This window comes from Chryseobacterium sp. MEBOG07 (assembly GCF_021869745.1).
GTDB classification, from domain to species: domain Bacteria; phylum Bacteroidota; class Bacteroidia; order Flavobacteriales; family Weeksellaceae; genus Chryseobacterium; species Chryseobacterium viscerum.
This window is the reverse complement of the sequence record NZ_CP084579.1, coordinates 4178119-4201610: the sequence shown is the minus strand read 5'-3', so window position 1 is coordinate 4201610 and position 23492 is coordinate 4178119. Positions and strand designations below refer to the sequence as shown.

The window sequence follows — 23492 nt, the reverse complement described above, 5'->3', positions numbered from 1 at the left end:
TGATTTTAAAGATTAAACTGAGCGCCAAAAGAATAGGTTCTTAGTGGAGGAAGAAAGCCCATAAATGTAAATTCCGGATCGATTCCAAAATAGTGGGTCCAGGTCACAAGGTTTTGTCCCTGGAAATAGAGCCTTACGTCTTTGAAAACAGAATTATTCAACGGGATTCGATAGCCTAATTGGAGGTTTTTAAGACGTATAAATGAGGCATCGGAAACTGCTGCTGTACTATTTTGAAATAGATTATGGGATGTATTTGCTCCCGATCTGTAAGGCATATAAAAGCCATTTGGATTTTCAGGGGACCATACATTGAGAACTTCGAGCGGTTGATTGGTCATACCGCCGGGAACAGGCATGATGCTGTTATAATTTCGGTTTCTTTGTTTGACAAACTGCAGGAGAATGGATAGATCCCAGTTCTTGTAGCGCAGGGTGTTATTCCAGCCTCCGAAATACTGTACACCTATTTTCTCAATTACTTTATTATCATCCGGCGAGGATATCTTTCCATCTCCATTAAAATCGGTAAACTGATATTGTCCGGTTTGTGGGTTGATTCCTTCGAGTTGATACACCTTTATGATCGAGGTTGGCTGTCCTATGACATACTGATTGGCATAGGTTGATCCTTCCAGTCCGGGGAATGCCAGTAATTTGTTTTTGGGAAAACTGATGTTAAAACCTGTTTCCCACGTGATATTATCCGACTTAAAAGGACGGGCATTTAACTCCAGTTCAAATCCCGTATTTTCTACGGTCGCTGGCAGGTTAGCCAATACCGAAGGGAAACCAGTGATGGAAGGCAGCTGAATGCCTACCAATTGGTTGGAAGAAAGATTTCGGTACCAGGCTGCGGTGATATTCACCCGATTTTTAAAGAATCCCAATTCAATCGCTGCTTCCAGTTTAGTGGTTTTTTCCCAACTGTAATCGGGATTGTACAAACGGGAGGGCAGGAGTCCTGTAGTGGCATTGTATATGGATGAAGAAACCGTATAGGTATCCAAATACTGATAATCTCCGATTTGATCACTTCCGGTTGAACCGTAACTTCCGCGGAGTTTTCCAAAACTCAGCCACTTTTCATTTTCCATGAATTTTTCTTTGGAGAAGAGCCATGCCGCACCGACTGCCCCAAAGGAGGCAAACCTTTTATTAGGTCCAAAACGGCTGCTGCCGTCCCGTCTTCCCGTTATGTTGAGAATATATCTGTTTTTAAACTGATAATTTAGCCTTCCGAAAACGGCTGCATACCGGTATTCAGTACGGATCTGATCAGAAATTGTTTTAGTTTGTGCTGCTCCGATATTTTCGATAAATACATTGCTTTCAAATCCAACGCCTGTCATGGTGCCCTGTTTGTTCACTTCCCGCTGGAATGTTCCTCCCACAAAAGCATCAAATTCATGCTCATTCTTTTTATACGTCCAGTTTATCTGAGGCTCAATGATAAAAGAAAACCGATCCTGCTTATTTTGTGAGGCTCTGGAAGTAGCGCTCGATTGCCCCAAGGCAAAAGAGGGGTTATACATGGTATTGGGCTGTAAGGCCAGTTCATCAAAGGTTTGGTAATTAATACCGCTGTTAAGTTTAATTCTAACATGGGGAAACAGCTCGTACTGTGTAGCTATATTGGTCAGGAACTGCTTACTTTCATTGAAATAGGTGCTGTTATAAGCAGCCACAGGATTGGCAAAAGTATTGTTCTCCCAGTTCAGGCTGCCGTCCTGATGATAAAGAGCAGGAGCGTTGGGCGAGAGCCAGTACGATTGTCGGGTGATATCAGATCTCAGTACATTGTTTTTCTGAATAGAAAATAGATTGGATACATTGAGCAGGAACTTCTTATCCGTTGAGTGGTGAGCAATGTTACTTGTAATATTGTTGCTGACATATTTAAAATCTTTCCCGAATGTGGTAGTTTGCTCGTTATGCCCCAGGCTCAATAAAAAGGTAGTGGTCTCACTACCTCCGCTTAAAGAAAGTTGGGAATTGGAAGAGGCAGCTGTATTTCCAATGAGTATTTTGTTCCAATCTGAATAACGGTTTTGATCCCATGTGCCGTTGATATCATAAGCCGTAGCAGGATAATTAGTGATGCCGTCATTGGCAAATGCCTGTTTCCTCATATCCAGATATTGCTGTGTACCCATCATTTTCATCTTCGATGCTACCTGACTAAGCCCATAAGTGGTGGTGAAACGCAGCCCGAGCTTTCCTGATTTGCCTTTTTTAGTGGTGACCAGGACCACACCATTGGCTCCCCGTGATCCATAGATAGCAGTGGCATCGGCATCTTTGAGGATCTCTAAACTTTCGATATCATTGGGGTTGATGCTGTTTAAGGGATTAATACTTGCTCCCGGTAATACGACACCGGAATAGGGAGAGGTCATCTCACTTCCCATGGGTACACCATCAATAATATAAAGTGGGGCGTTACCGGCAGTTCTCAGACTATTTTTACCCCTGATCTGGATGTCAAATCCACCTCCCGGAACTCCGGAGTTCTGAGTAATACTGACTCCTGCCATTCGTCCCTGCATGGTTGAGAGTACATTGGTGACGGGCTGGTTTTCGATGTCTTTCGCGGTTACTTTTGAGATACTTCCTGTGCGCTCTTTATCTTTTACCGCATAATAACCGGCGTTGATCACAATCTCTTTAATTTGATTGGGACTAATGGTATCCTGTGGACTTTGAATTTTCGCTTTTACAAGAGCGGTGCTTTGCAGATTGTCTTGAGACGAATCTCCCTGTAAAATCCCGATTTTTTTATCTCTGATGATAACGGTATTCCCATTCAACAGTACTTCAAAAGGAAGCCCACTAAGGATTTTTTTCAGGCAGTCCGCTATGCTTTCTTTGGTGCATTGTACCCCTTGAATTGTATAGTTTTTCAGGGATTCTTTAGAGTAGGCATATTGCTTAATCTTGTTTTCCGCTAAAAAGCTTTCAATAGCCTTTGAAACAGGAATTTTTCCTGCTTTAAAATCAACCCTCATTTCAGAGAGTTTTTGTTGCTGTCCATAGAGGAAGATGCCCCCCGATAAAAACAATAGGACAGCTGTGCAAATATTTTTCATATTTTTGCATCGTATTAAAATTAGTAACTCAGTGAAGATTTTGTTATTAGTTGAGTACGTGACCGACGGTAGCCGCCGTCGGTCGTTTTGTACATCACTTTTCTTATCTGTCTGGGATCAGGGCAGGTGTCATAAGGCACCATAACCTACTTTTCCAGTTTAAAAATTGAATCATTGTTTTGTCTACTATTTAAATTAAGCTGTGTTGCCAATGTTTGAATACATTCATCTGCCGTAGCATCCGACAAAGCGAGTGTAATTTTAGTGTTCTCCAACTCTGCTGGATAATGTATCGTGATTCCGAATGTTTTTTCGAGAATACCTACAGCATCATTGATCGGGCATTCCCTAAATGTGAGGTTTGCAGATCTATCCTTTGTTACCGTAGTCTTTATATCTTCTGTTTTCGTAACAGAAGCTGCCTGTAAAATTCCAAAATTGGTAAATGTCTGTTGGGGTTTTAGGATAACAGGATCTTTTGGATGACCTGTTCTGTACACCAATACTTTACCTTCGAATAGATCGACTTTAAATGTTTTACCCTGCTGTGTTACTTTAAAGACAGTACCCAGTACTTTAGTTTCGTAATTCAGACCATGAACGATAAATGGATGCTCTTTAGATTTTGTAACATTGAACACAGCATCTCCTTCTAGCAAGACTTCTCTTGCGTCCGCAGAGAAAGATTTTTCGACCGTCAATTTGGCTCCTTTTAAAAGGGTTACCATAGTGCCATCAGCAAGTTTGATGGTTGAATTTGATTGTTGTGCAAGATAGATATCAGGTTTTAGAATGGTATTGTATCCGACATGGCTACCGATTATCAGTATGATCGCAGCCGAGACAGCGGTGCTGTACCTGATGAATTTTTTTCGTCTTTTTTCTCTCTCGTGAATTTTTATTCTGGAAATCACATTTTCCCACGCCTGATCAACTTCTAGAGATGTAGGGGGGACAAGATTTTCAACTGGGTTATGATTATCATTTTCGTTCATAATACGAGGGTCTATATTATGTAATAGCACGAAAAGGAAAAAAACCACATGGTTTTTAAGAAAGTTTAACAGATTTCAATCGAATTTAACTTTATTTAAGAGTTTTATGGTAGTTTTTGAGGTATATCATAGCTTCCGAAATGTGATGTTCAACGGTACGTTTTGAAACTTTCAACAGGATAGCTATTTTTTCCTGGGTAATGCCTTCCAGCTTATTCATCTTAAATATTTTCCTTCGTAGGGGAGGAATAATGTGTTCTATACTTTTTTCCAGCTCCGTCAGCAAATATTCTTTTTGATTTACCCATTGTAGTTCTTCAGATGACGTATCGGCAGGATCAACCGCTGTATCATTGTACAAAGGCCGCTTCTCTGAGATCTTGTAGAATTTGGAGATCTCCTGATTGCAGGTGTTGAAAATAATGGCTTCAGGATTTTGAAGCATAAGGTCTTTTCGGTATTTCCATAAATGGAAAAATACGTTTTGCGCTATATCACTCACATTCTCTTTTCCGCTGACTCTGCGTGCTGTATGCAGGTAAACACGATAATAGTAGGTGTAAAAGAGATCTTTATACCTGTCTTCTTCAATGTTAATATGTCGTGAGAAAAATTTCACGGTTTAGTTTTTAAGAGTACAAATTTATATTTTTTTACCGTACGTAATCAGCCATGTATCTGTGAGCTTTAGCGTACCAAGTGTTTTTCCAATCGGTTAATGTCCTGTTTAAGGGATAAGAACATTCCTTTAACGTCATTATTGGCAAAATCTAAAAGATCATAATCTCTTAGGATGCTGCATTCATATTCCCAGGCTTCGAGCATTTCATGGAGTGGGATTTCATAGGGCTCAAAAAACGTATTATCCGACTGAACCCGGATTGAATGTTCCTGAATGCCTGCCAGTCTTTTGTAGACAAAACCGCTGCGGGTCACCAATAGATAGGTTTTGCCAACCTTCATATCCTGTATTTTTTCTATGTATTTCCCAACGATGTAGGTTCCATCCTTAAACGGAGGCATTGAATCGCCTTCTGCCGGAAAAGCCCTGTATTTTCCATTCCTCAGAAAGGGCAATGAAATATGCTGGAGGCTTTCGATATATCCGGGATCATTATAACCATTCAGGTATCCCATTGAGGCTTTATAAGGAATAATCTCTATGGCATTTTCACCGGTATGATCTACCATGACAGGCAGCAAAATCCGATTATCCGGAAGCTGTAATAATTCCTCCAGAGGAAATCTTCTGATATCTACCGATACCAATAGATCCATGCTCACATGAAAGTACCTTGATATCTTCAACAGGATTTCAATAGGCGGTTCCGATTCGCTCTCTTCATACTTTGAATAACGGCCCCTTGTAATCAAAAGATCGTCTGCAATCTTTTGTTGTGAAGATTTTAATTGTGCCCTCAGATAGCGCAGATTTTCGGATAAAATTGACATTGCTATAATTTATAGCAACAAATGTAAAATAAAATACTAAATATATTAGCAATTTTGTGGGATAATATTAAAAATATTTACATCAGGATGGAAAGAGCGATTGTGCATATGGATTTGGATACGTTTTTTGTTTCATGTGAGCGGAAGAATAATTCTTCATTGAATGGAAAACCTATTATCATTGGAGGTGGTGATCGTGGAGTAGTGGCCTCCTGTTCTTACGAAAGCCGTTATTTCGGTGTGCGTTCTGCGATGCCCATCAAAATGGCGTTAAAACTTTGTCCTGAAGCCAAGGTTATCCGTGGAGACATGGACCTTTATTCCAAAATGTCTCATGAGGTCACGGAAATTATTGAAGAAAAAGTACCCTTGATGGAAAAGGCCAGTATCGATGAGTTTTACCTTGATCTTTCCGGAATGGACCGTTTTTTTGGCTGTTACCAATGGACTCAGGAACTGGCTTCGAGTATAATGAACAATACAGGTTTACCCATCAGCTTTGCCCTTTCCAATAATAAGACGGTTTCCAAAATAGGTACGGGGGAGGCTAAGCCCGTTGGGCATCTGGAAATAAAAGGGGCGATGATCAGACCTTTTTTGAATCCTCTATCTATCAAAAAAATACCGATGGTCGGTGATGTTACCTTTCAGCTGCTTTCCAGAATCGGGATCAGAACCATTCATACCCTTTCTGAAATGCCTCCTGAAATGCTTCAAAATCTTCTTGGAAAAAATGGGCAGGAACTCTGGAAGAGGGCCAATGGTATTGATGAAACCCCTGTGGTACCTTATACCGAAAGAAAATCCATCTCTTCGGAGCATACCTTTGATAAAGATTCAATCGATGTTGCCGGAATAAAAACTTTACTCACAGGAATGGCCGAACAGCTGGCTCACCAGCTCAGACAGGAAAAGTGGCTGACGGCTACCATTGTGGTTAAAATCCGGTATTCCAATTTTGATACTGAAACCAAACAGTGCCGGGTGAGCTATACCTCTGCCGATCATACCATTAGCAGATGTGCCTTGGAGCTTTTCGATAAGATCTACACCCGAAGAATGAGAATCCGGTTGGTGGGTTTAAAACTAACGGGCTTAGTTCATGGTGAATATCAGATGAATCTCTTTGAAGATACCCAGGAGATGATCAGCCTTTACCAGGCGATGGATCATATTAAAATACGTTTTGGAAAGCAGGCGGTCAGACGCGCTTCGGGATTTGATTCCTGAAGAATGAATGTTAAAAAGAAAAAGAATGTATCTCAACTGCCATACTTATCACAGCCTGCGCTATGGAACGCTTTCCGTAGAAGAGCTGGTACAATCTGCCTCGACCTTGGGTATTGATACCCTATGCCTGACGGACATTAATACGGTAACCGCTATCTATGAATTTTTAAAGTTGTGTAAAGAGGCCAATATAAAACCTATTGTTGGAGTGGAAATCAGGCAAGATGGAGAGCTTCTGTATATCACGCTGGCTAAAAATGCAAACGGTATAGCGGAGATTAACCTATTGTTGACTGCTCATAACTGCGAAAATATAGCACTGCCTAAAACAAATCCTATATTTAAACAAGTCATTACCATTTATCCGATTGAAAATATTCCCAAAAGCTTTTCAGAAAATGAATATGTCGGCATCAAACCTGAACAGTTGAACCTTTTATTTCGGGAAGAATGGAAAAAACTCATTCCCAAAATGGTGATTCTACAGCCTGTTACTTTTAAAACGAAGCGGGAATACAATCTCCATCGTATTTTGAGGGCTATTGACCTCAATACGTTGATTTCAAAATTGGAACCCAATCAATACTGTCAGGCTGAAGAAATATTAAAGCGTCCTTCTGAATTACTGGAGTTATATAAATACTATCCTCAGATCACGCATAACACAAAGAAAGTGTTGGATGAGTGCGGGTTTGATTTTGAATTTTCCACACCGAAGAACAAAAAATATTATACCAATAGCAAAGAAAGCGACCTGAAACTTTTGACCGAATTGGCTTATAAAGGATTGAAGGAAAAATATGCCTCAGGTGACGATATCGCTAAAAAACGAGTAGAAAAGGAGTTGAAGGTGATTGATGAACTGAATTTCAGCGGTTATTTTCTCATCACCTGGGATATTATTCAGTACAGCAACAGAATGGGCTTTATGCACATTGGGAGGGGGAGTGGAGCCAACAGCATTATCAGTTATTGTTTAGGGATCACGGATATTTGTCCCATCGAGCTTGATCTGTATTTTGAGAGGTTCCTGAACCTAAACCGTAAAACACCACCTGATTTTGATATTGACTGGAGCTGGCAGGATCGAGATATAATCCTTACCTATATTTTTGATACGTATGGCAAAGATCATGTTGCTTTTTGCGGTACTAATGTAGAATTTAAGTATAAATCAATCTTTAGAGAGGTTGGAAAAGTATTCGGCTTACCGAAAGAAGAACTCGATGTACTCGCTGCGCAGCCAGTGGGAATGCACGATAACAATTCTGTGGTACAACAGATACACCGATATGGAAAAATGATGGAAAAGTTCCCCAACCAAAGGAGTATGCATGCCTGTGGAATTTTAATCTCTGAGGAACCTCTTACCAACTATTCAGCATTGGAAATGCCGCCGAAAGGTTTTGCTATTGTTCAGTTTGATATGCATACAGCGGAAGACATTGGACTGGAAAAATTTGACATCCTTTCTCAGCGGGGAATTGGGCATATCAATGATGCTGTACAGCTGATTAAAAAAATAAAGGGATTGAGGTTGATATCCGGAATACCCGGCTTTCCAAAGATGAAAAAATATGCAATGAGTTTTTGAGTAGAGGCAAGACCATCGGATGCTTTTACATAGAGAGTCCGGCCATGCGTGGATTACTAAGGCGGCTGAAATGTGATAATTATAAAGTGCTGGTTGCCGCTTCTTCGATTATCCGGCCGGGGGTTGCACAAAGCGGAATGATGAAGGAATATATTTTTAGGCATAATCATCCCGATCAGTTTGAATATTTTCATCCTGTATTCAAAGAACATCTGGGCGAAACCTACGGTATTATGGTCTATCAGGAAGATGTGATTAAGATCGCCCTGCATTTTGGAGGATTGGCAGCTCCTGATGGTGATATCCTGCGCAGGGCGATGAGTGGGAAAGGACGTTCCCTGTCTGCCTTACAGAAAGTAAAAGATCATTTTTTTGAATCCTGCAGAGAATTGGGACATCCTGAAAATTTAAGTACAGAAGTCTACCGCCAGATCGAATCTTTTGCGGGGTATTCCTTTTGTAAGGCTCACTCAGCTTCGTATGCAGTGGAGAGTTATCAGAGTCTTTATCTGAAAGTGTATTATCCGGTAGAGTTTATGGTCGCAGTGATCAACAATCAGGGGGGATTTTATCGAACGGAAGTGTATGTTCATGAAGCGAAGATGTCTGGTGCTGATGTTCTGACGCCCTGTGTCAACAAAAGTGAATATGAAACTACGGTATATGGAAAGGATGTGTATCTGGGATTTATGCATTTACAATCACTGGAAAGCAAAACTGCGCAGCTCATCGTTCAGGAACGGGAGAAGAATGGGGATTTTAAATCCCTGGAAGATTTTGTGAAAAGAATTCCTATTGCAATTGCCGGAATTCAGATCCTTATCTTCATTGGTGCTTTCCGGTTCACTGGACTTCCAAAAAATGAACTGCTGCTCAAAGCCAGAATGCTCCTGGGTGATTATAAACCAGAACGAAGATTGGAGGTATTGTTTGAGGAGCCTGTAAAAGAATTCAGTCTTCCGGTATTACAAAGGGATCTGTTTGAGGACGCTTTTGATGAAATAGAACTTTTGGGTTTTCCGGTTTCATGTACTCCATTCGACCTTTTGAAAACCAGATACCGGGGAGATGTGATGGCTAAGGATTTGGTGAGCTTTCATAAAAAGCAGATCAAGATGCTGGCTTATCTAATTTCAAGGAAGCACGTACCTACCAAAAGGGGAGTAATGTACTTCGGGACCTGGATTGATGTCGAAGGTGAATATTTTGATACGGCGCATTTCTCTGACTCTTTGGAACTCTATCCTTTTCAGGGAGGCGGGTGTTACCTTTTACTGGGAACAGTTGCGGTTGATTTTCATTTCCCTACGGTGACCATAACCAAAATGGCAAAAATGCCCTTCATTCCTGATCCCAGATATGCGTATGATGAGGAGAAACGTTATGAAGCCCATCAGCGGATAAAAGAAGACGTGAGTATGACCCACAGGAAACCTTATCCCCAGGAACATGAAATCGGATTACCGAGAAAGATGATAAAATAATATTTTATTATTGCAATAGTTATTACATACGGCTGTCTTTTTAGACAGCCGTATGTAATGTAAAATTATTTCTTGTTATTTACCTTAATAGGTTTCAGAAATTTATTTCTAAAATTCTCTGGTGAGATCTCATAGGAATTGATGAGCTTTCCAACATCTTCTTTACTTACAGCATTGATACCTTTACCTACAATTGCATCATAAAACTGTTCCAGTTTGTTTTTTATATTTGCCAGGGATGACTCATCAATAACTCTTGAGTTTTCACTTGGGTTTACATTCCATCCTTTTACATCGGGAGACTGTAAAGTAACTAAAGTATGGGCCGCATTATTTCCGTAATGCTTTTTGAACCATTCTCCGGACTGTAGTAATTGTCCAATATTATCTCTGGTTATTTCAACATGTGTTGCCATTGATTTGGCCTCAAGGATCAAGTAATGGTTGTCACTCATAATCCATAATACATCGGGACCATTTCCAAATTCATTTTCAGGCTGTTGAGCATCAAATCCAAATAACTTACCCGCTTCTTTCAACGCAGTTTCAAATTTATGTGCTGCAATATCAGGACTGAAAGTAAGATTATCGAGTACAGATTGGATGTGTATCTTTAAATCCTGAGATTTGTTAAACTGTTTAATATAGGAAAGAATCATAGAAGACTGCTCTTCATTTTTATTCAATCTGCTGTAATTTTCACCATTTCTTGGGGTAAGCATATGAGGAACCATTGTTGCTTTTATCTGCAGGTCATTAGATTTTACAGTATCCTTTTGATATGATAATTTTGCAGCATATTCATAATACCATCCTTTATGCTTCAGGCTTAGGTCTAAGTCTTTATTGTTTATTATTTTTGTGCCTATAATATCTTCAGCAGTATTATACTTCCTTAGATTAAATTCCTTTAACGCTTCTTTTTCATGTTCTGCAATTTTCAAATCTCTTTTTTTAGTATCACTAAGCTCATCGTCTTTTACTTCGTCTAAAATCGAATTATGAAAAGCCCGCCAGCTTTCATCTTGATCCAAACAGAAGTAAATGGTATTCTTAATGGTTTTTATAGAATCTGTTTTGTCTTCCTCTTCGTCAAGAATGGTAAGTCCCGATTCTACCTGCTTTCTGGTTACTGGTGAAAAGTAGCCATAATTGAATTTATTTCCCAAAAATTGTACTAAGTCATTTCCCATTAGAATTACAGCACAATAATCACTTCCTGATCTAACGGCTCTTCCTAAACCTTGTTCAATAATTTGTGATTTCAGGGAAGCCTGAATAGAATCTACTCTCATTTCTTTATAAAGATCACTATAGGATGTAAAACGGGGATAACCATCCACTATCAATAAACGACACATATTGCCATGCAGATCAATACCGTCATATCTGTTGATAAGAACATAAAATCCTCCTTTTGAGGTCTTCAATTTTTCTATATTATCAGAAATATTGCTGGCTTCATTCAAATTTACAGCACCATATTTATACCAGATCTTTGCTTTTTCCTGTGAAGGAACTAATACCACAACATTATGTCCTTCACCGGCTATTTCAGAAGCTAAATTTCTAATTTGAGAATCTTCCATTGTTGGATCGAATCTTTTTGGGGCTAATATTAATCTTTGACCAACATCTTTCCTGTTTCTGGGAATAATTGCGTTAAGAACGCTTTGTTCAGAAATCCCAAAATCTTTAATTAAATCAACCTGATCTTCAAATGTTGCTGATAAAATGTACTTAAATTTAGCTTCAGAAAATGATTTTACGGACTCATAAGGTACAATCATTGGAGAAATCTGTAATCCTTTTGGTCCAATATAGCAATCAAACGTATCCAGGGAATCACAGATCATCTGCCATTTAAATTTTAGCTCATCACCTTCAGAAAATTCATTTAAAATATCCAAAATTTCTTCCTTTCTATCAAACCATGTCCAGTAAGGAACCTTTAATATTTTTGCATAAGGGTCACCATCCATAAGTCCTCTAAAACTTCCAGGTGCCTGTCTTTTTAATTCTGTTTTGAAAAGTGTTATCAGCCTGTCGAAGATATCATGGGTATTAGGTATTTCTAATGTGGTGTTTTGTCGTGCAATATCCAAACACGAGTGGGAGTCATCTATAACAATGGCGCCAATCTCAATATTATCTCTATTAAATATGGATTTTGCATTAAACAGTTTATGAAAATTGCACAGTAATATACTCTTGCAATTTAAAAAATCTGCGGGAAATTGATTAGTATCAGTAATCTCGCAAACAGGAATGCCATATAAAACAGCTTGTTTCTTTGCCTGTTCTAGAAGATAATTATCAGGACAAACATAAACAGCTGTTCCTACTCCTTCTACTAATTTGGAATAGAGCATCATTAAACTAACCAATGTTTTACCGGAGCCGGTATTCATTTTGCATAAAACCTCTTTTTCACCTCTTCTACTGTGCCAGGTTTTTAATACTTCCTCTTGGATACCCCTTAAATAGGCATATCCTTCCTTGTGATACAAGGATTGGTAAAGGTCAATGGGATCAATAGGTAATGCGGGTTTATTTTTACTTTCGAGCTTCTTTTTAAAAATATTCATGTGATTAATTTAGATTAGACTAAGATAATCAAAAAAACTATGCTGTGCCCAACCGTACCTCTCAGGGGAAAATTACCTTTACAATGTTCCATATTAGCAAACGTAGGTTGTAGTAAGATGGCAACGATAAAATACTGCTGTACATCTAAACCGGCTGAAAGAATGTTTTAAGGAATTGAATTGGGTAAGAATGTGAAAGAGAATGATAGTCAATATTACCGAATGTCCTAACATTTCTATAACTTTAACTTCATATGGAATATCGCTCCATGACATTACTCCCCGCAACCTATGAAAAGGACCTGCTGCTCAGGCTGCGGAACGGGGACGAGCATGCTTTTGAAGAGCTTTACCGCTCTTATAGTAAACGTATTTTTGTTAATGTCCTCAAACTGGTAAAAGATGAGGACCAGGCACAGGAGATCTTGCAGGATGTGTTCATCAAAATATGGAACCATCGAAAGAATATAGATCCCGATAAATCTTTTCCGGCTTATCTGTTTTCTATCGCTAAGAACCTTGTCCGTGATTTTTTCCGAAAAGCAGCCCTTGACCGGAAACTTCAAGCCATGCTTATTGCCAACGGTACGGAGCTTTACGATCATATTGAGAGTGCTTTATATCACAAGGAAAGTACAGCTATTCTTCAATCCGCTATTGAAACCCTGCCTTTGCAGCGTAGGGCCATTTTCACACTCTGTAAGATGGAAGGTAAAAGTTATGATGAAGTAGCCGCTGCTTTGGGAATTACCGTTTCCACTGTAGGAAACCAATTGGTAAAGGCTACCCGTACTGTCAAACAATATTTTTCTCTTTCCCGGTACTGCATCACTGTTATCCTTGCATTGCTTATCACCTAATAATCTCTATGGCCTATTTCTTATTCAAATAGCCTCAATTATTTGGTATTTCAGCTTCGTTAAATTAGTCTGGAATAACCGTTAATAGAATCTTTTGTTACATTCAAAGTTGTATCAAGCGTTCCAATATGGTCCTGGTCCATAGTCCTTTCTCTGCGTAGTTAAAATAAATTCCAAACTCCACTAGTCCGAATTTCATTTTGCCGTGTAATACCTATATCAACCCTTTTGGCTTGATAGCAAATTCCTATGTCATATAATGTGGTGAAAGCGACATGATCAAAATAGAATAGGAAAAAAAACTGTAGCAGACTGCAAATAACCATTTTATATACACACTAAAAACCAAACAGACCATGAAAAACACGATTAGCAGCGCATAGCTATTTCCAGAAATGGGTTGAAAAAAAGTAACAGAGGCGCTGAAGACGCCCCTGTCGTATCTGATAACCTAAAAAGTGCGACAAACAACATTCTAAGAAATTTAACAGAAGATCAAATGTATACAATATATCATCAAATTTTAGGTTGGCAGCATCGCCATGCCCCCAATATACTACAGAAAATGAAACTGACTACAATTATACTACTCACTACCCTTATGCAGGTCAGTGCTGCTAGCCTTGGCCAGACGCTGAGCTTCACCCGAAAGAACACCACGCTTGAACAGGTTTTTGTAGAAATGGAGAAGCAGACGGGTTATACGGTATTATGGCCATCGAATAGTCTGGATAATAGAAAGCTGGACGTTGAGTTTAACAAAACTAGCCTGAAAGAGGTCATGAAAAAATGCCTTGAAGGACAAGATTTGACTTTTGTGATTGAAAATCATACGGTGGTGATAAGAGATAAGGAAAAATCCATAGTTGACAAGCTCGTCGATTATTTTAATCTAATTGACGTAAGTGGAAGAATTACCGATGAACAGGGAAAGCCATTACCCGGTGCCACAGTAAGGATTAAAAATGGTGGAAAGGCAACAATTAGTGATGCAGGGGGAAGGTGGAGTTTAAGCAAAATAGATGAAAATACAGTATTGGTTATTTCTTTTTTGGGTTTCAAAACACATGAGGTAAAGGTGAGTGGGAAAAGCAGAATAGATGTATGGCTGCTTCCGGATATGTCAGAACTGGATGATGTGGTGGTGGTTGGATATGGTACTACGAAAAGAAAAGATCTTGTAGGTTCCGTGGCCAGTATTAATGGTGATGACTTACGCAAACAGGTGGCTACGAACTTTACCCAGGGATTGGTGGCCAGGGCTGCTGGTGTTCAGGTAAGCCGTTCCAATGGTACGCCTGGTTCTAGTGCTTCTATCCGCATCAGGGGAATGTCTACTGTTACAGGAGTTAATGATCCTTTATTTGTAATTGATGGTATCCCTGTTCAGCTTTTTAATGGAGGGGGCTCAGCAGCAATGCGGACCGAGTCAAGCAGGGGATTGATGGATCCGCTTTCAGGAATAGATATGAACGACATTGAGAATGTCGAAATTTTAAAGGATGCGACCGGAACTGCCATATACGGTTCGAGAGCAGCTAATGGAGTGATTATAGTAACTACCAAAAAGGGAAAGGCAGGAGAAAAACCTGCGTTTACTTTTAGTTATGATGCTTCTGTGGACAGACAAAATAAATTCTATGATCTGCTTTCAGGACCTCAATATGTCAAACTGATGAAAGGAATTTATGAAAAAGCAGGACAACCCATCGAAAATGCAACTTTCCCCGGGAATGGTGATACGGACTGGCAGCGCGAGGTTACTCAGGTAGGTCTTGTTCAGAATATTAATCTTAACCTGTTGGGAGCTACTAAAGAGGGTGGGACTGTGTATGGTTTTTCAACAGGTTTGTCAAACCAGAAAGGGATATTGATTAAAAGCGGACTTAAACGATATTCTGTCCGTGCCAATGTAGAATCAAAAGTACTTCGCTTTTTTAAGGTAGGAACCAATTTAAATTTTAGCAGTACAACACTTAATGGGGGTGGCTTAAGTCCGATCTTTACGAATGCTTCTGCTTTAACCTATCGGCCGGATATTTCTATTTATAATCCGGATGGTAGCTATGCTAAAACGACTAGTGCCGATAATCCCGTGGCAGAGCGGCAAAATACGGATGTCAATGAAAGTCAGCGCTTCTTGGCTTCTGCGTTTGCAGAATTGGAAATGATACCCGGTTTAAAACTCAGATCAACACTTGCATTTGATATCAACAACAATGTGGGGCTTCTCTATTATCCCAGCTGGATGAATTCCAAAATAGGTTCCGGTACTAAAGGAACGCGTAGGGACAGAAGTTATAAGTATACGAATAGGATATTCGATAATACGCTAAACTATACAAAAGTGTTTGATAAACATCATATCGATGTGGTTTCCGGAGCATCATGGACATTGAATATGAGTAGGAGCCTGACTATTAGCAGCGAAGATTTTCCAAATGATAATGTATTGAACAACCTGAGTTCGGCCGGACGCATAACGGGTGGCGGAGATAGTGCGGAAAGCAGTGGATTAGAATCCTTTTTTATGCGTGCCAATTATGATTATGACGGCATCTATTATCTGAGTGTAAGTGGCAGGGCTGACAACTCTACTAAGTTTGGTCCTGAAAATCAATGGGGTTATTTCCCCTCTGTAGGTATCGCCTGGCGCTTCTCTAAAGAGAAGTTTATGGAAAAGCTCAGCTTTGTAGATGATGCCAAATTGAGGGTTACTACCGGTAAAACAGGAACTTCAGCTTTTGGAACTTTTGGGTTTCTAACTTTATTTAATACAGGTTTTATGTTTGATGGTATTAGTGGTGTACGTGCCAATCCCGATGCTGGACTGCCAAATCCAAATATCCACTGGGAAAGTACTACTCAAACGGATGTTGCCTTAGAGCTAAGCTTCCTGAAATCAAGGGTAAGGACTTCTGTAAATTACTACAGCAAATACACCAAAGGTCTAATTACGGGTCCCGGTGTTCCCCTTTCGAGCGGTTATACCTTTGAAACCAGGAATGTGGGTGAGGTCAGTAACCGCGGATGGGAATTTACTTTTAGCGCTATCCCGGTAAGCAATACTAATTTTACCTGGATCTCTGATTTGAACTTGACTTTTAATAAAAATAAAGTTGAAAAGACCTATGGAACAACCTTGTTTGGGAGAACCCCAATAACAGAAGGGTTGCCCCTTAACGGAATTTTAGGGTATAGGACTAATGGACTCTATCAAAGTAAGGCCGAGGTCGATGCAGCGAATGAAAGAGCGAGAGAAAAAACAGGCAATCCAAGAGTTTATTACCAGACTGTACAAACCTCTGCCGGAGATGTTAAATACGTGGACACCAATAATGATGGGATCATTAACGCTGCCGACCGAGAGATTTTAGGCTATGCACAGAATCCAAAATACTTTGGCGGATGGAATAATACTTTTAGGTACAAACAATTCGAATTGAGTGCTTTACTGCAGTTTGATGTTGGCAGCAAGCTGCGAAGAGAAATGAGAATAGATACTTTTACGGGATGGGGTTTTAATGTGTCGCCCAAAGTTTTAACTGCCTGGACTCCCGAAAACCCAAACACCAACCAGCCTAGAAATGCAATTAACGGTCCGCAACAGAACATCGATACGGGAACGGACCGATTTATAGATGACAGTTCGTTTTTGCGGTTAAAAAATGTACAACTGAGCTATGTATTTCAAAATAATCTGTTGAAAATGGCGTATGTGCAGCAAATTAGAGTGTTCGCGGGGGTAAGCAATCTATTAACCTGGACGAAATATAAAGGTCTCGATCCCGAAGCAAACAGTGAAAACTCTTTTACCGACCACGGAAGAGATACAGGCGTTTATCCGCAAAGCAGAGGAATGAGCTTTGGCGTTAATTTTAAGTTTTAACCTAAAAAATAAGATATGAATACAATGAAAATAGTGTATGCAGGTTGTGCCTGTTTGGCTCTGCTGTTCACTCAGTCCTGTGAACTGACCGAGGTTACTAAATTAAAACCCTATTATAAGCTGGATGAAGAAACTGTAGTAACAGACATCGCCTCGGCAGAAAAACTGCTTGCCGGTGCCTATTACAGTCTGAAAGATGAAGCTATGGCCAATCAAATGGGGATTTATACCAGTTTAATGGGCCTAAATGTGGTTTCTACTGCTGTTTCCAGTTTCGCATTTACTAACAATACTGTACAAACTTCAGATATTAATGTTAACAGTTATCTGTATGCCGGACCTTATCAGTTGATACAAACTGCAAACTGGGTAATTGACAAGACCGGTGCTTTGGCGGTAAATGATCCGCGAAAAGTACAGATCATTGCCGAGGCCAGATTTTTAAGAGCACTTGGGCATTTTTATATCCTCCGCTTATTTGGAGAATTCTGGGACCTTAATTCGAAATTCGGTGTAGAAATAAAAGACAGGCCAAAACTGCCTGTTGCGGCGCGAGCAAGTGTTAAAACCTCGTACGATTTTATTCTATCTGATCTGGACGAAGCTATTCTGAATGGTAAGGATTATGTGAAGGGCAGTAAAAAGGGGTATGCTACGAAACTTGCTGCTAAGGCTATAAAAGCGAAGGTATTGCTCTACAAAAAGGATTATACAGGTGCGGCGGCTCTGGCTAAAGAGGTAATGACAGGGCCGGCTGTACTCGCAAATAATTTTGTTGATCTTTTTCAGAAAGAAAAACACATGTCTGACGAGGTAATTCTCTCTGCATTGGTATTTGCTACCGGGAATAGTTCCGCTACCGGTAAAACCTATTACTGGACCAGTGGCGGTAATTTTTTATCGGCCCGTTACACGGCATTACTGGCAGGGGATTCCCGAAAGGCGATTATTGTAAAAAACTTTGCAGATCCGGTAGACCCTTCAAAATGGCGGGGAAATGGAAAATTTACCGTGGGTGTGGATGGCAGTGGTTATGATACGGAATATTATTTCAGACTGGCAGAAGCGTATTTAATTTATGCTGAAGCTGAGGCGCGAAGAGATGGAGGTGTTTTAACCGATGCGCTGAATGTACTCAATGCATTAAGGATAAAAAGGGGGATGAACGGTGTTAGTGCTGCAAACAAAGCCGAATTACTGGCACTGATCAGAACTGAAAAAGAATTGGAACTGGGTGGGGAATCAGGAGAAGATTGGTTCGACCTGGTTAGATATATTAAAAATGGAGATGTACAGGCCTCGGTTGTTAAGCCCGGTTTGGAGGATGAGGGTAAGTTGATATTGCCGATACCGCAATTGAGTATCGATGCTTCCAATAAAATATTAGCTCAGAATCCGGGATATTGATAAGTGTCACTATGAAATTATATAAGATGAAAAAAAATGTAATTATATTAAGTTTGCTTGGCCTGGCGTTATTAGGCAATGCTCAGGAAAAAAAGAGTATCTCTCCTGCAAAAGGTGAGTACAGCGTAAGTGGATATATTAAAGGGTTGCAAAAACCCTTTGTCTACATTACCATGAGACGCAAAAAAGATTCTGTAGCGGTTACAGATGGTCGGTTCAGCTATAAAGGAAGCGTCTCGGAGCCTACAGCCGTTTATATTACTTACGATAAACCTTTTGGCCAGTTCTTTTATGTTGAAAATGTACCGGTTGAAATTAAAGGTGACGCCACTGCCCTTGCAGATGTAGAGATTACCGGTGGTCATACGCAAAAGGAATGGTGTGTTCTTGAAAGAAGTACAAAAGAACTAAGAGCCGAAAGAAGGTTGTTGGCCAAAGAATTTCATGAGGCGAATAACGCCAGGGACTTTGCAGCCCGTAGTATTGTCCAAGACAAGCAGGGTAAGCTTGAGGCGAGAATTAATGAGTTTTCAAAAACATTTATCACAAAAAATCCAAAAAGCCATGTCAGCTTGAATGAAGTTAGAAATCTGCAATATTCTTATCCTGAATACGGGGAATATGCTGAGATTTATGGAAAATTAGATCCGACTCTCAAAAAAACGGAAGTGGCTAGAGACATAGAAGGTTTTTTAGCTCTTTTTAAAAGAGGGGCGGTGGGAGAAAAGATGGCTGATTTTAGTCAAAATGATCCATCAGGCAAACCTGTTAGTCTTTCTTCATTTAAGGGGAAATATGTGCTGGTTGATTTTTGGGCTGCCTGGTGTAGTCCTTGCCGGGAAGAGAACCCGGCCGTAGTGAAGGCCTATGAGAAATTTTCAAGCAAGGGATTTACCATCCTGGGGATTTCGTTGGACAGTGATGCCGAAAAATGGAAAAAAGCGATTGAAGATGACAAATTATCATGGACGCAGATATCCGATTTAAAAGGCTGGAGAAATGAGGTGGCAAATTACTTTGCCGTTAGAAGCATCCCTGCGAATTATTTGCTTGATCCAAATGGGATCATCATCGCCAAAAATTTAAGGGGTGTAGATCTTGAAAATAAACTCAAAGAATTGCTCGGCGAAAGATAACGGAGGTGTAGAAGTTATATTAAATAAATCTCCTGGAATTATAGCATAAAAGGAGCAGAAGTTTCTGCTCCTTTTCGCTATCTCAAAGAACCCCTGTTTGTCAATAGGGTATTTGGCGATCTTTTCATTCTTTTGAAATGAGATTCATTTATTTTCATCATTAAGATGTTGGTTCGTTACGCTTCAATGGCAGCATCTTAGAATTCCCTTCAATGGATAATCCCTTAATACAGGGAGTTCCCATATAATACAGTGTTCCCCCATTTGTAATAGAGCCGATCAAATCGTTTTCCGCAGATACCGTGGCTGTTCCCCGGTTGGCGATTTCCACAGACACTACACCACTATCCAAATCTTGACCTTGATAAGTTCCGGTACCCAGCAGCATAATAAAAGAGCTTGTTGTATCTCCAAGTACTCTTATTGTTCCTGCCTTAACAATGGTACAATCCAAATTCACAACATCTACCTGAAGGTTTATATTGCCGGTCCCATTGAGGATTAATGCTAAAGTATTTCCTGCAATTTTGTTATTGGTATACAAATCAATTGACCCGGTCAGCGTGATGCTTTTAATGTTGATATACATGATGGTAATCTTTGGAACAGGTTTATCAAGGTAGATATCATCATCCGGAAGAGAATAAATAAGCAGTTCATTGTCTCTCACCTCAAACTGAATGTCTATTTTTGATCCTCTGTTGTTAATAATTACATCAGGACTTTCTCCTTTTTGAATCATTAGCTGGCAAATTCCCACTACCCGAATGCTATTGAAGTCGAAATTCTTAGGATCAATATTCATTTAACACTGTAATAGGTTCTTCTCTTATGTTTTTATTGAACCATGTTTTAAACCAATGCTGAGACTGCATGTGGCGAAAGCAGAAATACAGATCCATTTCGGCGCTGTTGTTTTTGTCCATCGTTTCGCCAACTACACGAGCTGCTTCGAGTTCATTGAGCATTACCACAATATCTTTATCATAAAAATAACGTTTCCCGTATCCACACTTTAGTACATATTCAATGGCAGCTCTATTGGCTTCAACAGGGAAATCCTCTTTATACGAGCTGCTGACAATCGTCATAAAATCATTGAGGACCTGCGTAGGTTTTACATCTAGTAAAGCACAGAGCATTCTAAAGTTGGGGGGAATCCTAAGATTGAGAGGTATATTCTTCGTGGCATACATTGGGTGAACTTCGTGATACTGTTCAAATATCTTGTGTATTGTAGTTTTATAAAATTTCTTTTTCATGATTGTTTTACTTGTGAGATACATATAAAATAGGTGACCTCCCGGCCTTATTTTTTTTGCATAAGTGTCCAGTTCCTAACTTTTTAAACCTATGGGAGGAAACCCTGGTGAGGCTGGTTATGGCCTTTTTAATACACGGGTCATTACCGTCCTTAGCTTTAGGGTGTGCTATATATTGGGGCATGGGGCAGCCGCCAACCTAAAATCTGAGTATATGGTATATACATTGGGTTGTTTGTTAAAATTTATAAAATCGTTGTCTGTCGCTTTTTTTTTAGGTTATCGGGTAGCTCAGGGGCGTCTTCAGCGCCCCTGATTATTACCTTTATACCCACTTCTGGGGCAGCCTGTCTATGAGCTGATGATCTTTTTCATGATGTAGTTGGTTTTAGAGTTATTTTCGATTTGCTATGATATTTTTGTCATCGATGGTAAACTTGACCTTTTCGGTAAGTTCCAGCATCTTTAATACTTCGGATACCTTGACATAACGTGGAATGGTACCACTAAATGGTATTGATTTAATTTGCTGGTCCCTATAGATGATTTTTACATTATACCATCTGGAGACTTTTCTCATGATCTGATCCAGATTTTCCCGATTAAAGGTAAAATACCCGTTTTGCCAGGAGATCACTTTTTCAGGATGTTCAAGCTGTTTTATATTAATGCCCTTTGTGGTAAGGGAGGACTGCATTCCCGGCTTAAGAAAGCCTGAAATAGAAGAATTGCGAATGGACACGCGTACACTACCTTCCAATAAGGTAGTTTTAATACTGTTCTCATCAGCATAACTGTTGATGTTAAAATGGGTTCCGAGTACTTCTACCTCCTGTTGATCGGATGTTACAATAAATGGTTTGGCTCTGTCTTTTGCTACTTCAAAATAAGCTTCTCCCATCACTTCAACTTTCCGGTATTTTGACTCTGTGAAAGTTGAAGGAAACTTCAGTACTGATGCGGCATTGAGCCATATTTTAGTGCCATCCGACAGAAGAACCTGATACGTCCCTCCTGGTGGGGTTGTTATTGTGAGCAGCGGGGTAGGCTTCGTTTTGTTAATTTCGGTCCCATCATTATAAGTTAATGTAGAAGCGTTAATAACGATCCCTGTTTTAGCATCACTAAGTTTGATGTGTTTTCCATCAGTCAAGGTTAATGTAGCAGTATTTCGACCTGGTGAAATGTCGTTTTTCCCTGATATTTGCTGATGAGCTGCATAAAACCACAGCCCTGCGCTAAGGGTAATGAGAACTGAAGCTGCTACGGCAATTCTTGGCCATAGTTTAATCCTACGTGTGCGGGCTTTTTTAAATTGTGGGTCGTTAACAAGCTTACGATAAAGGGCTTCCGTTTCTTTAGTGGCAGGAATCTCTCTGTTGCTTTCGGATAACCAAATCTTATCCATGGCTAAAAAAACGGCATCATTGTCTATGTCGTTTCTAAAATGGCCCATCAACTTGGTATAATCCTCTTTACTAATGGTCCCGTCGGCAAACTGTTTAATTAAAGAATTTAAGTATTCCTGATTTGTCATAGTCGTGATCAAACCAATTGGCTCGATATAGGTATTACACGGCAAAATGAAAATCGGACTAGTGGAGGCTATAATTTATTTTAAGAGCATAACAGAAAGGAGTATGAAATAGGCGCTATCCGATTCATTGAAATGGGTGCGTAGTGTTTTTAAAGCAGCAAAAAAATGGTTTTTTACGGTATTTCTGGACAAATTTAATTCCGCTGCAATCTCATCATAGCTCAATCCCTGGTAGCGCTTCATCCTAAAAACAATCTGTTGCTGCGGCGGCAAATGAATCACAATATTCTCTGTAAACTTTTTTAGATCATTTAATAAAACAGTTTCCTCGGTTTCATTACTCAGGACTTCCATATTGCGCCAAAGTTCATCCATTGCCTTTTGTGAGGTCGAAATATCTCTCAATGCATTTAATGCCAGTCTCTTTGTTATGGTATATAAATACGGCAAAATAGAACGATTTTCATCTATCCGGTTTCTATTTGTCCAAACATTAATGAATACGTCATGAACAATTTCTTCCGCATGTTGCTTGTTTTTTAAAAATCGGAAACAAAATATTTTGAGCCTGTGAAAATGCAGATCAAACATTTTTCTGAAAGCAAGTTCATCTCCTGCCTTTAAATGAATGATCATCTTTCTTTCCTCAGTTTCTGTGTATCCCGGCATGTGCTTTCCTGATTGCGTTGGTGCTAAGTTAAAAATCTATTTGATACTTGTGTTATCGTTTAAAGGATAAAATTTACTCAGCCAACAGAGTTCGGACGCTGTAAATTTCCTTCTTTTCATTTTTTTTACCGCAATAGTATACCCAATTCGCGCTTTATAGATACTTCTGAGTTCTAAAAAGGAGTGGGGAGATCCTCTTAAACTTGGGGCTTCATTGCTTTCAAAATAAGCCCAATCGGAATTATACTAAAATATTTTTGTGTCCGATGGTAGGATTGTTCTTCCCAAACGTAATACCAA

Annotated in this window: 14 protein-coding genes and 1 pseudogene; 6 read left to right on the top strand and 9 right to left on the bottom strand. The window is 39.6% G+C overall.

Translation table 11 applies throughout. The annotated features are described in order from the left end of the window. Window positions 1-5: 5 nt before the first annotated feature. From LF886_RS19265 to LF886_RS19250, 4 genes are all read right to left on the bottom strand, one after another. Window positions 6-3089 carry a SusC/RagA family TonB-linked outer membrane protein gene (locus LF886_RS19265; protein ID WP_236851186.1) on the bottom strand — a complete coding sequence of 1028 codons (3084 nt, stop codon included), beginning with the start codon at window positions 3087-3089 and terminating at the stop codon, window positions 6-8. A 146-nt stretch (window positions 3090-3235) separates the two neighbouring features. Next, window positions 3236-4003 carry a FecR family protein gene (locus LF886_RS19260; protein ID WP_236851185.1) on the bottom strand — a complete coding sequence of 256 codons (768 nt, stop codon included), beginning with the start codon at window positions 4001-4003 and terminating at the stop codon, window positions 3236-3238. A gap of 172 nt (window positions 4004-4175) precedes the next feature. Next, window positions 4176-4703: a sigma-70 family RNA polymerase sigma factor gene (locus LF886_RS19255; protein ID WP_236851184.1), complete on the bottom strand. Its 528-nt coding sequence runs from the start codon at window positions 4701-4703 to the stop codon at window positions 4176-4178. 68 nt (window positions 4704-4771) lie between these two features. After that, window positions 4772-5536 carry an XRE family transcriptional regulator gene (locus LF886_RS19250; RefSeq protein WP_236851183.1) on the bottom strand — a complete coding sequence of 255 codons (765 nt, stop codon included), beginning with the start codon at window positions 5534-5536 and terminating at the stop codon, window positions 4772-4774. Window positions 5537-5623: 87 nt separating this feature from the next. On the opposite strand from LF886_RS19250, the gene dinB reads away from it, so the two are divergent. Beyond that, window positions 5624-6766, top strand: coding sequence for a DNA polymerase IV (gene dinB, locus LF886_RS19245; protein WP_236851182.1), 1143 nt, complete (start codon window positions 5624-5626; stop codon window positions 6764-6766). 25 nt (window positions 6767-6791) lie between these two features. Then, window positions 6792-9844: pseudogene (locus LF886_RS19240) on the top strand (DNA polymerase III subunit alpha). 65 nt (window positions 9845-9909) lie between these two features. Here the strand turns inward: LF886_RS19240 and LF886_RS19235 are convergent. Beyond that, entirely contained in the window at window positions 9910-12432 is a 2523-nt protein-coding gene (locus tag LF886_RS19235) for a DEAD/DEAH box helicase (RefSeq protein WP_236851181.1), read from the bottom strand. Between the two features lie 269 nt (window positions 12433-12701). Between LF886_RS19235 and LF886_RS19230 the strand changes: the two genes are divergently transcribed. From LF886_RS19230 to LF886_RS19215, 4 genes are all read left to right on the top strand, one after another. Beyond that, window positions 12702-13292, top strand: coding sequence for an RNA polymerase sigma factor (locus LF886_RS19230; RefSeq protein ID WP_236851180.1), 591 nt, complete (start codon window positions 12702-12704; stop codon window positions 13290-13292). Window positions 13293-13791: 499 nt separating this feature from the next. Then, window positions 13792-17181: a SusC/RagA family TonB-linked outer membrane protein gene (locus LF886_RS19225; RefSeq protein WP_236851179.1), complete on the top strand. Its 3390-nt coding sequence runs from the start codon at window positions 13792-13794 to the stop codon at window positions 17179-17181. A gap of 15 nt (window positions 17182-17196) precedes the next feature. Further along, window positions 17197-18588 (top strand): RagB/SusD family nutrient uptake outer membrane protein, encoded by a 1392-nt coding sequence (locus tag LF886_RS19220; RefSeq protein WP_236851178.1) that lies wholly within the window; start codon window positions 17197-17199, stop codon window positions 18586-18588. A gap of 26 nt (window positions 18589-18614) precedes the next feature. Next, window positions 18615-19724, top strand: coding sequence for a TlpA disulfide reductase family protein (locus tag LF886_RS19215; protein WP_236851177.1), 1110 nt, complete (start codon window positions 18615-18617; stop codon window positions 19722-19724). Between the two features lie 160 nt (window positions 19725-19884). Here LF886_RS19215 and LF886_RS19210 read toward each other — a convergent pair whose 3' ends face one another. The 4 genes from LF886_RS19210 to LF886_RS19195 form a co-directional block, all read right to left on the bottom strand. After that, on the bottom strand, window positions 19885-20529 hold the full coding sequence (locus tag LF886_RS19210) for a GIN domain-containing protein (RefSeq protein ID WP_236851176.1): 645 nt from the start codon (window positions 20527-20529) through the stop codon (window positions 19885-19887). Further along, entirely contained in the window at window positions 20519-20866 is a 348-nt protein-coding gene (locus tag LF886_RS19205) for a hypothetical protein (RefSeq protein WP_236851175.1), read from the bottom strand. The genes LF886_RS19210 and LF886_RS19205 overlap by 11 nt, the downstream gene beginning before the upstream one ends. Before the next feature lie 514 nt (window positions 20867-21380). After that, window positions 21381-22442: a FecR family protein gene (locus LF886_RS19200; protein ID WP_236851174.1), complete on the bottom strand. Its 1062-nt coding sequence runs from the start codon at window positions 22440-22442 to the stop codon at window positions 21381-21383. Window positions 22443-22598: 156 nt separating this feature from the next. After that, a complete protein-coding gene (locus LF886_RS19195) occupies window positions 22599-23192 on the bottom strand; it encodes an RNA polymerase sigma factor (protein WP_236851173.1) in 594 nt (197 codons plus the stop codon). Window positions 23193-23492: the final 300 nt, after the last annotated feature.

What these genes read in the sequence shown, in the direction of transcription:
- LF886_RS19265 (WP_236851186.1), bottom strand. Translation starts at nt 3,089, where the DNA reads ATGAAAAATATTTGCACAGCTGTCCTATTGTTTTTATCGGGGGGCATC.
- LF886_RS19250 (WP_236851183.1), bottom strand. Translation starts at nt 5,536, where the DNA reads ATGTCAATTTTATCCGAAAATCTGCGCTATCTGAGGGCACAATTAAAA.
- dinB (WP_236851182.1), top strand. Translation starts at nt 5,624, where the DNA reads ATGGAAAGAGCGATTGTGCATATGGATTTGGATACGTTTTTTGTTTCA.
- LF886_RS19235 (WP_236851181.1), bottom strand. Translation starts at nt 12,432, where the DNA reads ATGAATATTTTTAAAAAGAAGCTCGAAAGTAAAAATAAACCCGCATTA.
- LF886_RS19230 (WP_236851180.1), top strand. Translation starts at nt 12,702, where the DNA reads ATGACATTACTCCCCGCAACCTATGAAAAGGACCTGCTGCTCAGGCTG.
- LF886_RS19225 (WP_236851179.1), top strand. Translation starts at nt 13,792, where the DNA reads ATGTATACAATATATCATCAAATTTTAGGTTGGCAGCATCGCCATGCC.
- LF886_RS19220 (WP_236851178.1), top strand. Translation starts at nt 17,197, where the DNA reads ATGAATACAATGAAAATAGTGTATGCAGGTTGTGCCTGTTTGGCTCTG.
- LF886_RS19215 (WP_236851177.1), top strand. Translation starts at nt 18,615, where the DNA reads ATGAAAAAAAATGTAATTATATTAAGTTTGCTTGGCCTGGCGTTATTA.
- LF886_RS19210 (WP_236851176.1), bottom strand. Translation starts at nt 20,529, where the DNA reads ATGAATATTGATCCTAAGAATTTCGACTTCAATAGCATTCGGGTAGTG.
- LF886_RS19205 (WP_236851175.1), bottom strand. Translation starts at nt 20,866, where the DNA reads ATGCTCTGTGCTTTACTAGATGTAAAACCTACGCAGGTCCTCAATGAT.
- LF886_RS19200 (WP_236851174.1), bottom strand. Translation starts at nt 22,442, where the DNA reads ATGGGCCATTTTAGAAACGACATAGACAATGATGCCGTTTTTTTAGCC.
- LF886_RS19195 (WP_236851173.1), bottom strand. Translation starts at nt 23,192, where the DNA reads ATGCCGGGATACACAGAAACTGAGGAAAGAAAGATGATCATTCATTTA.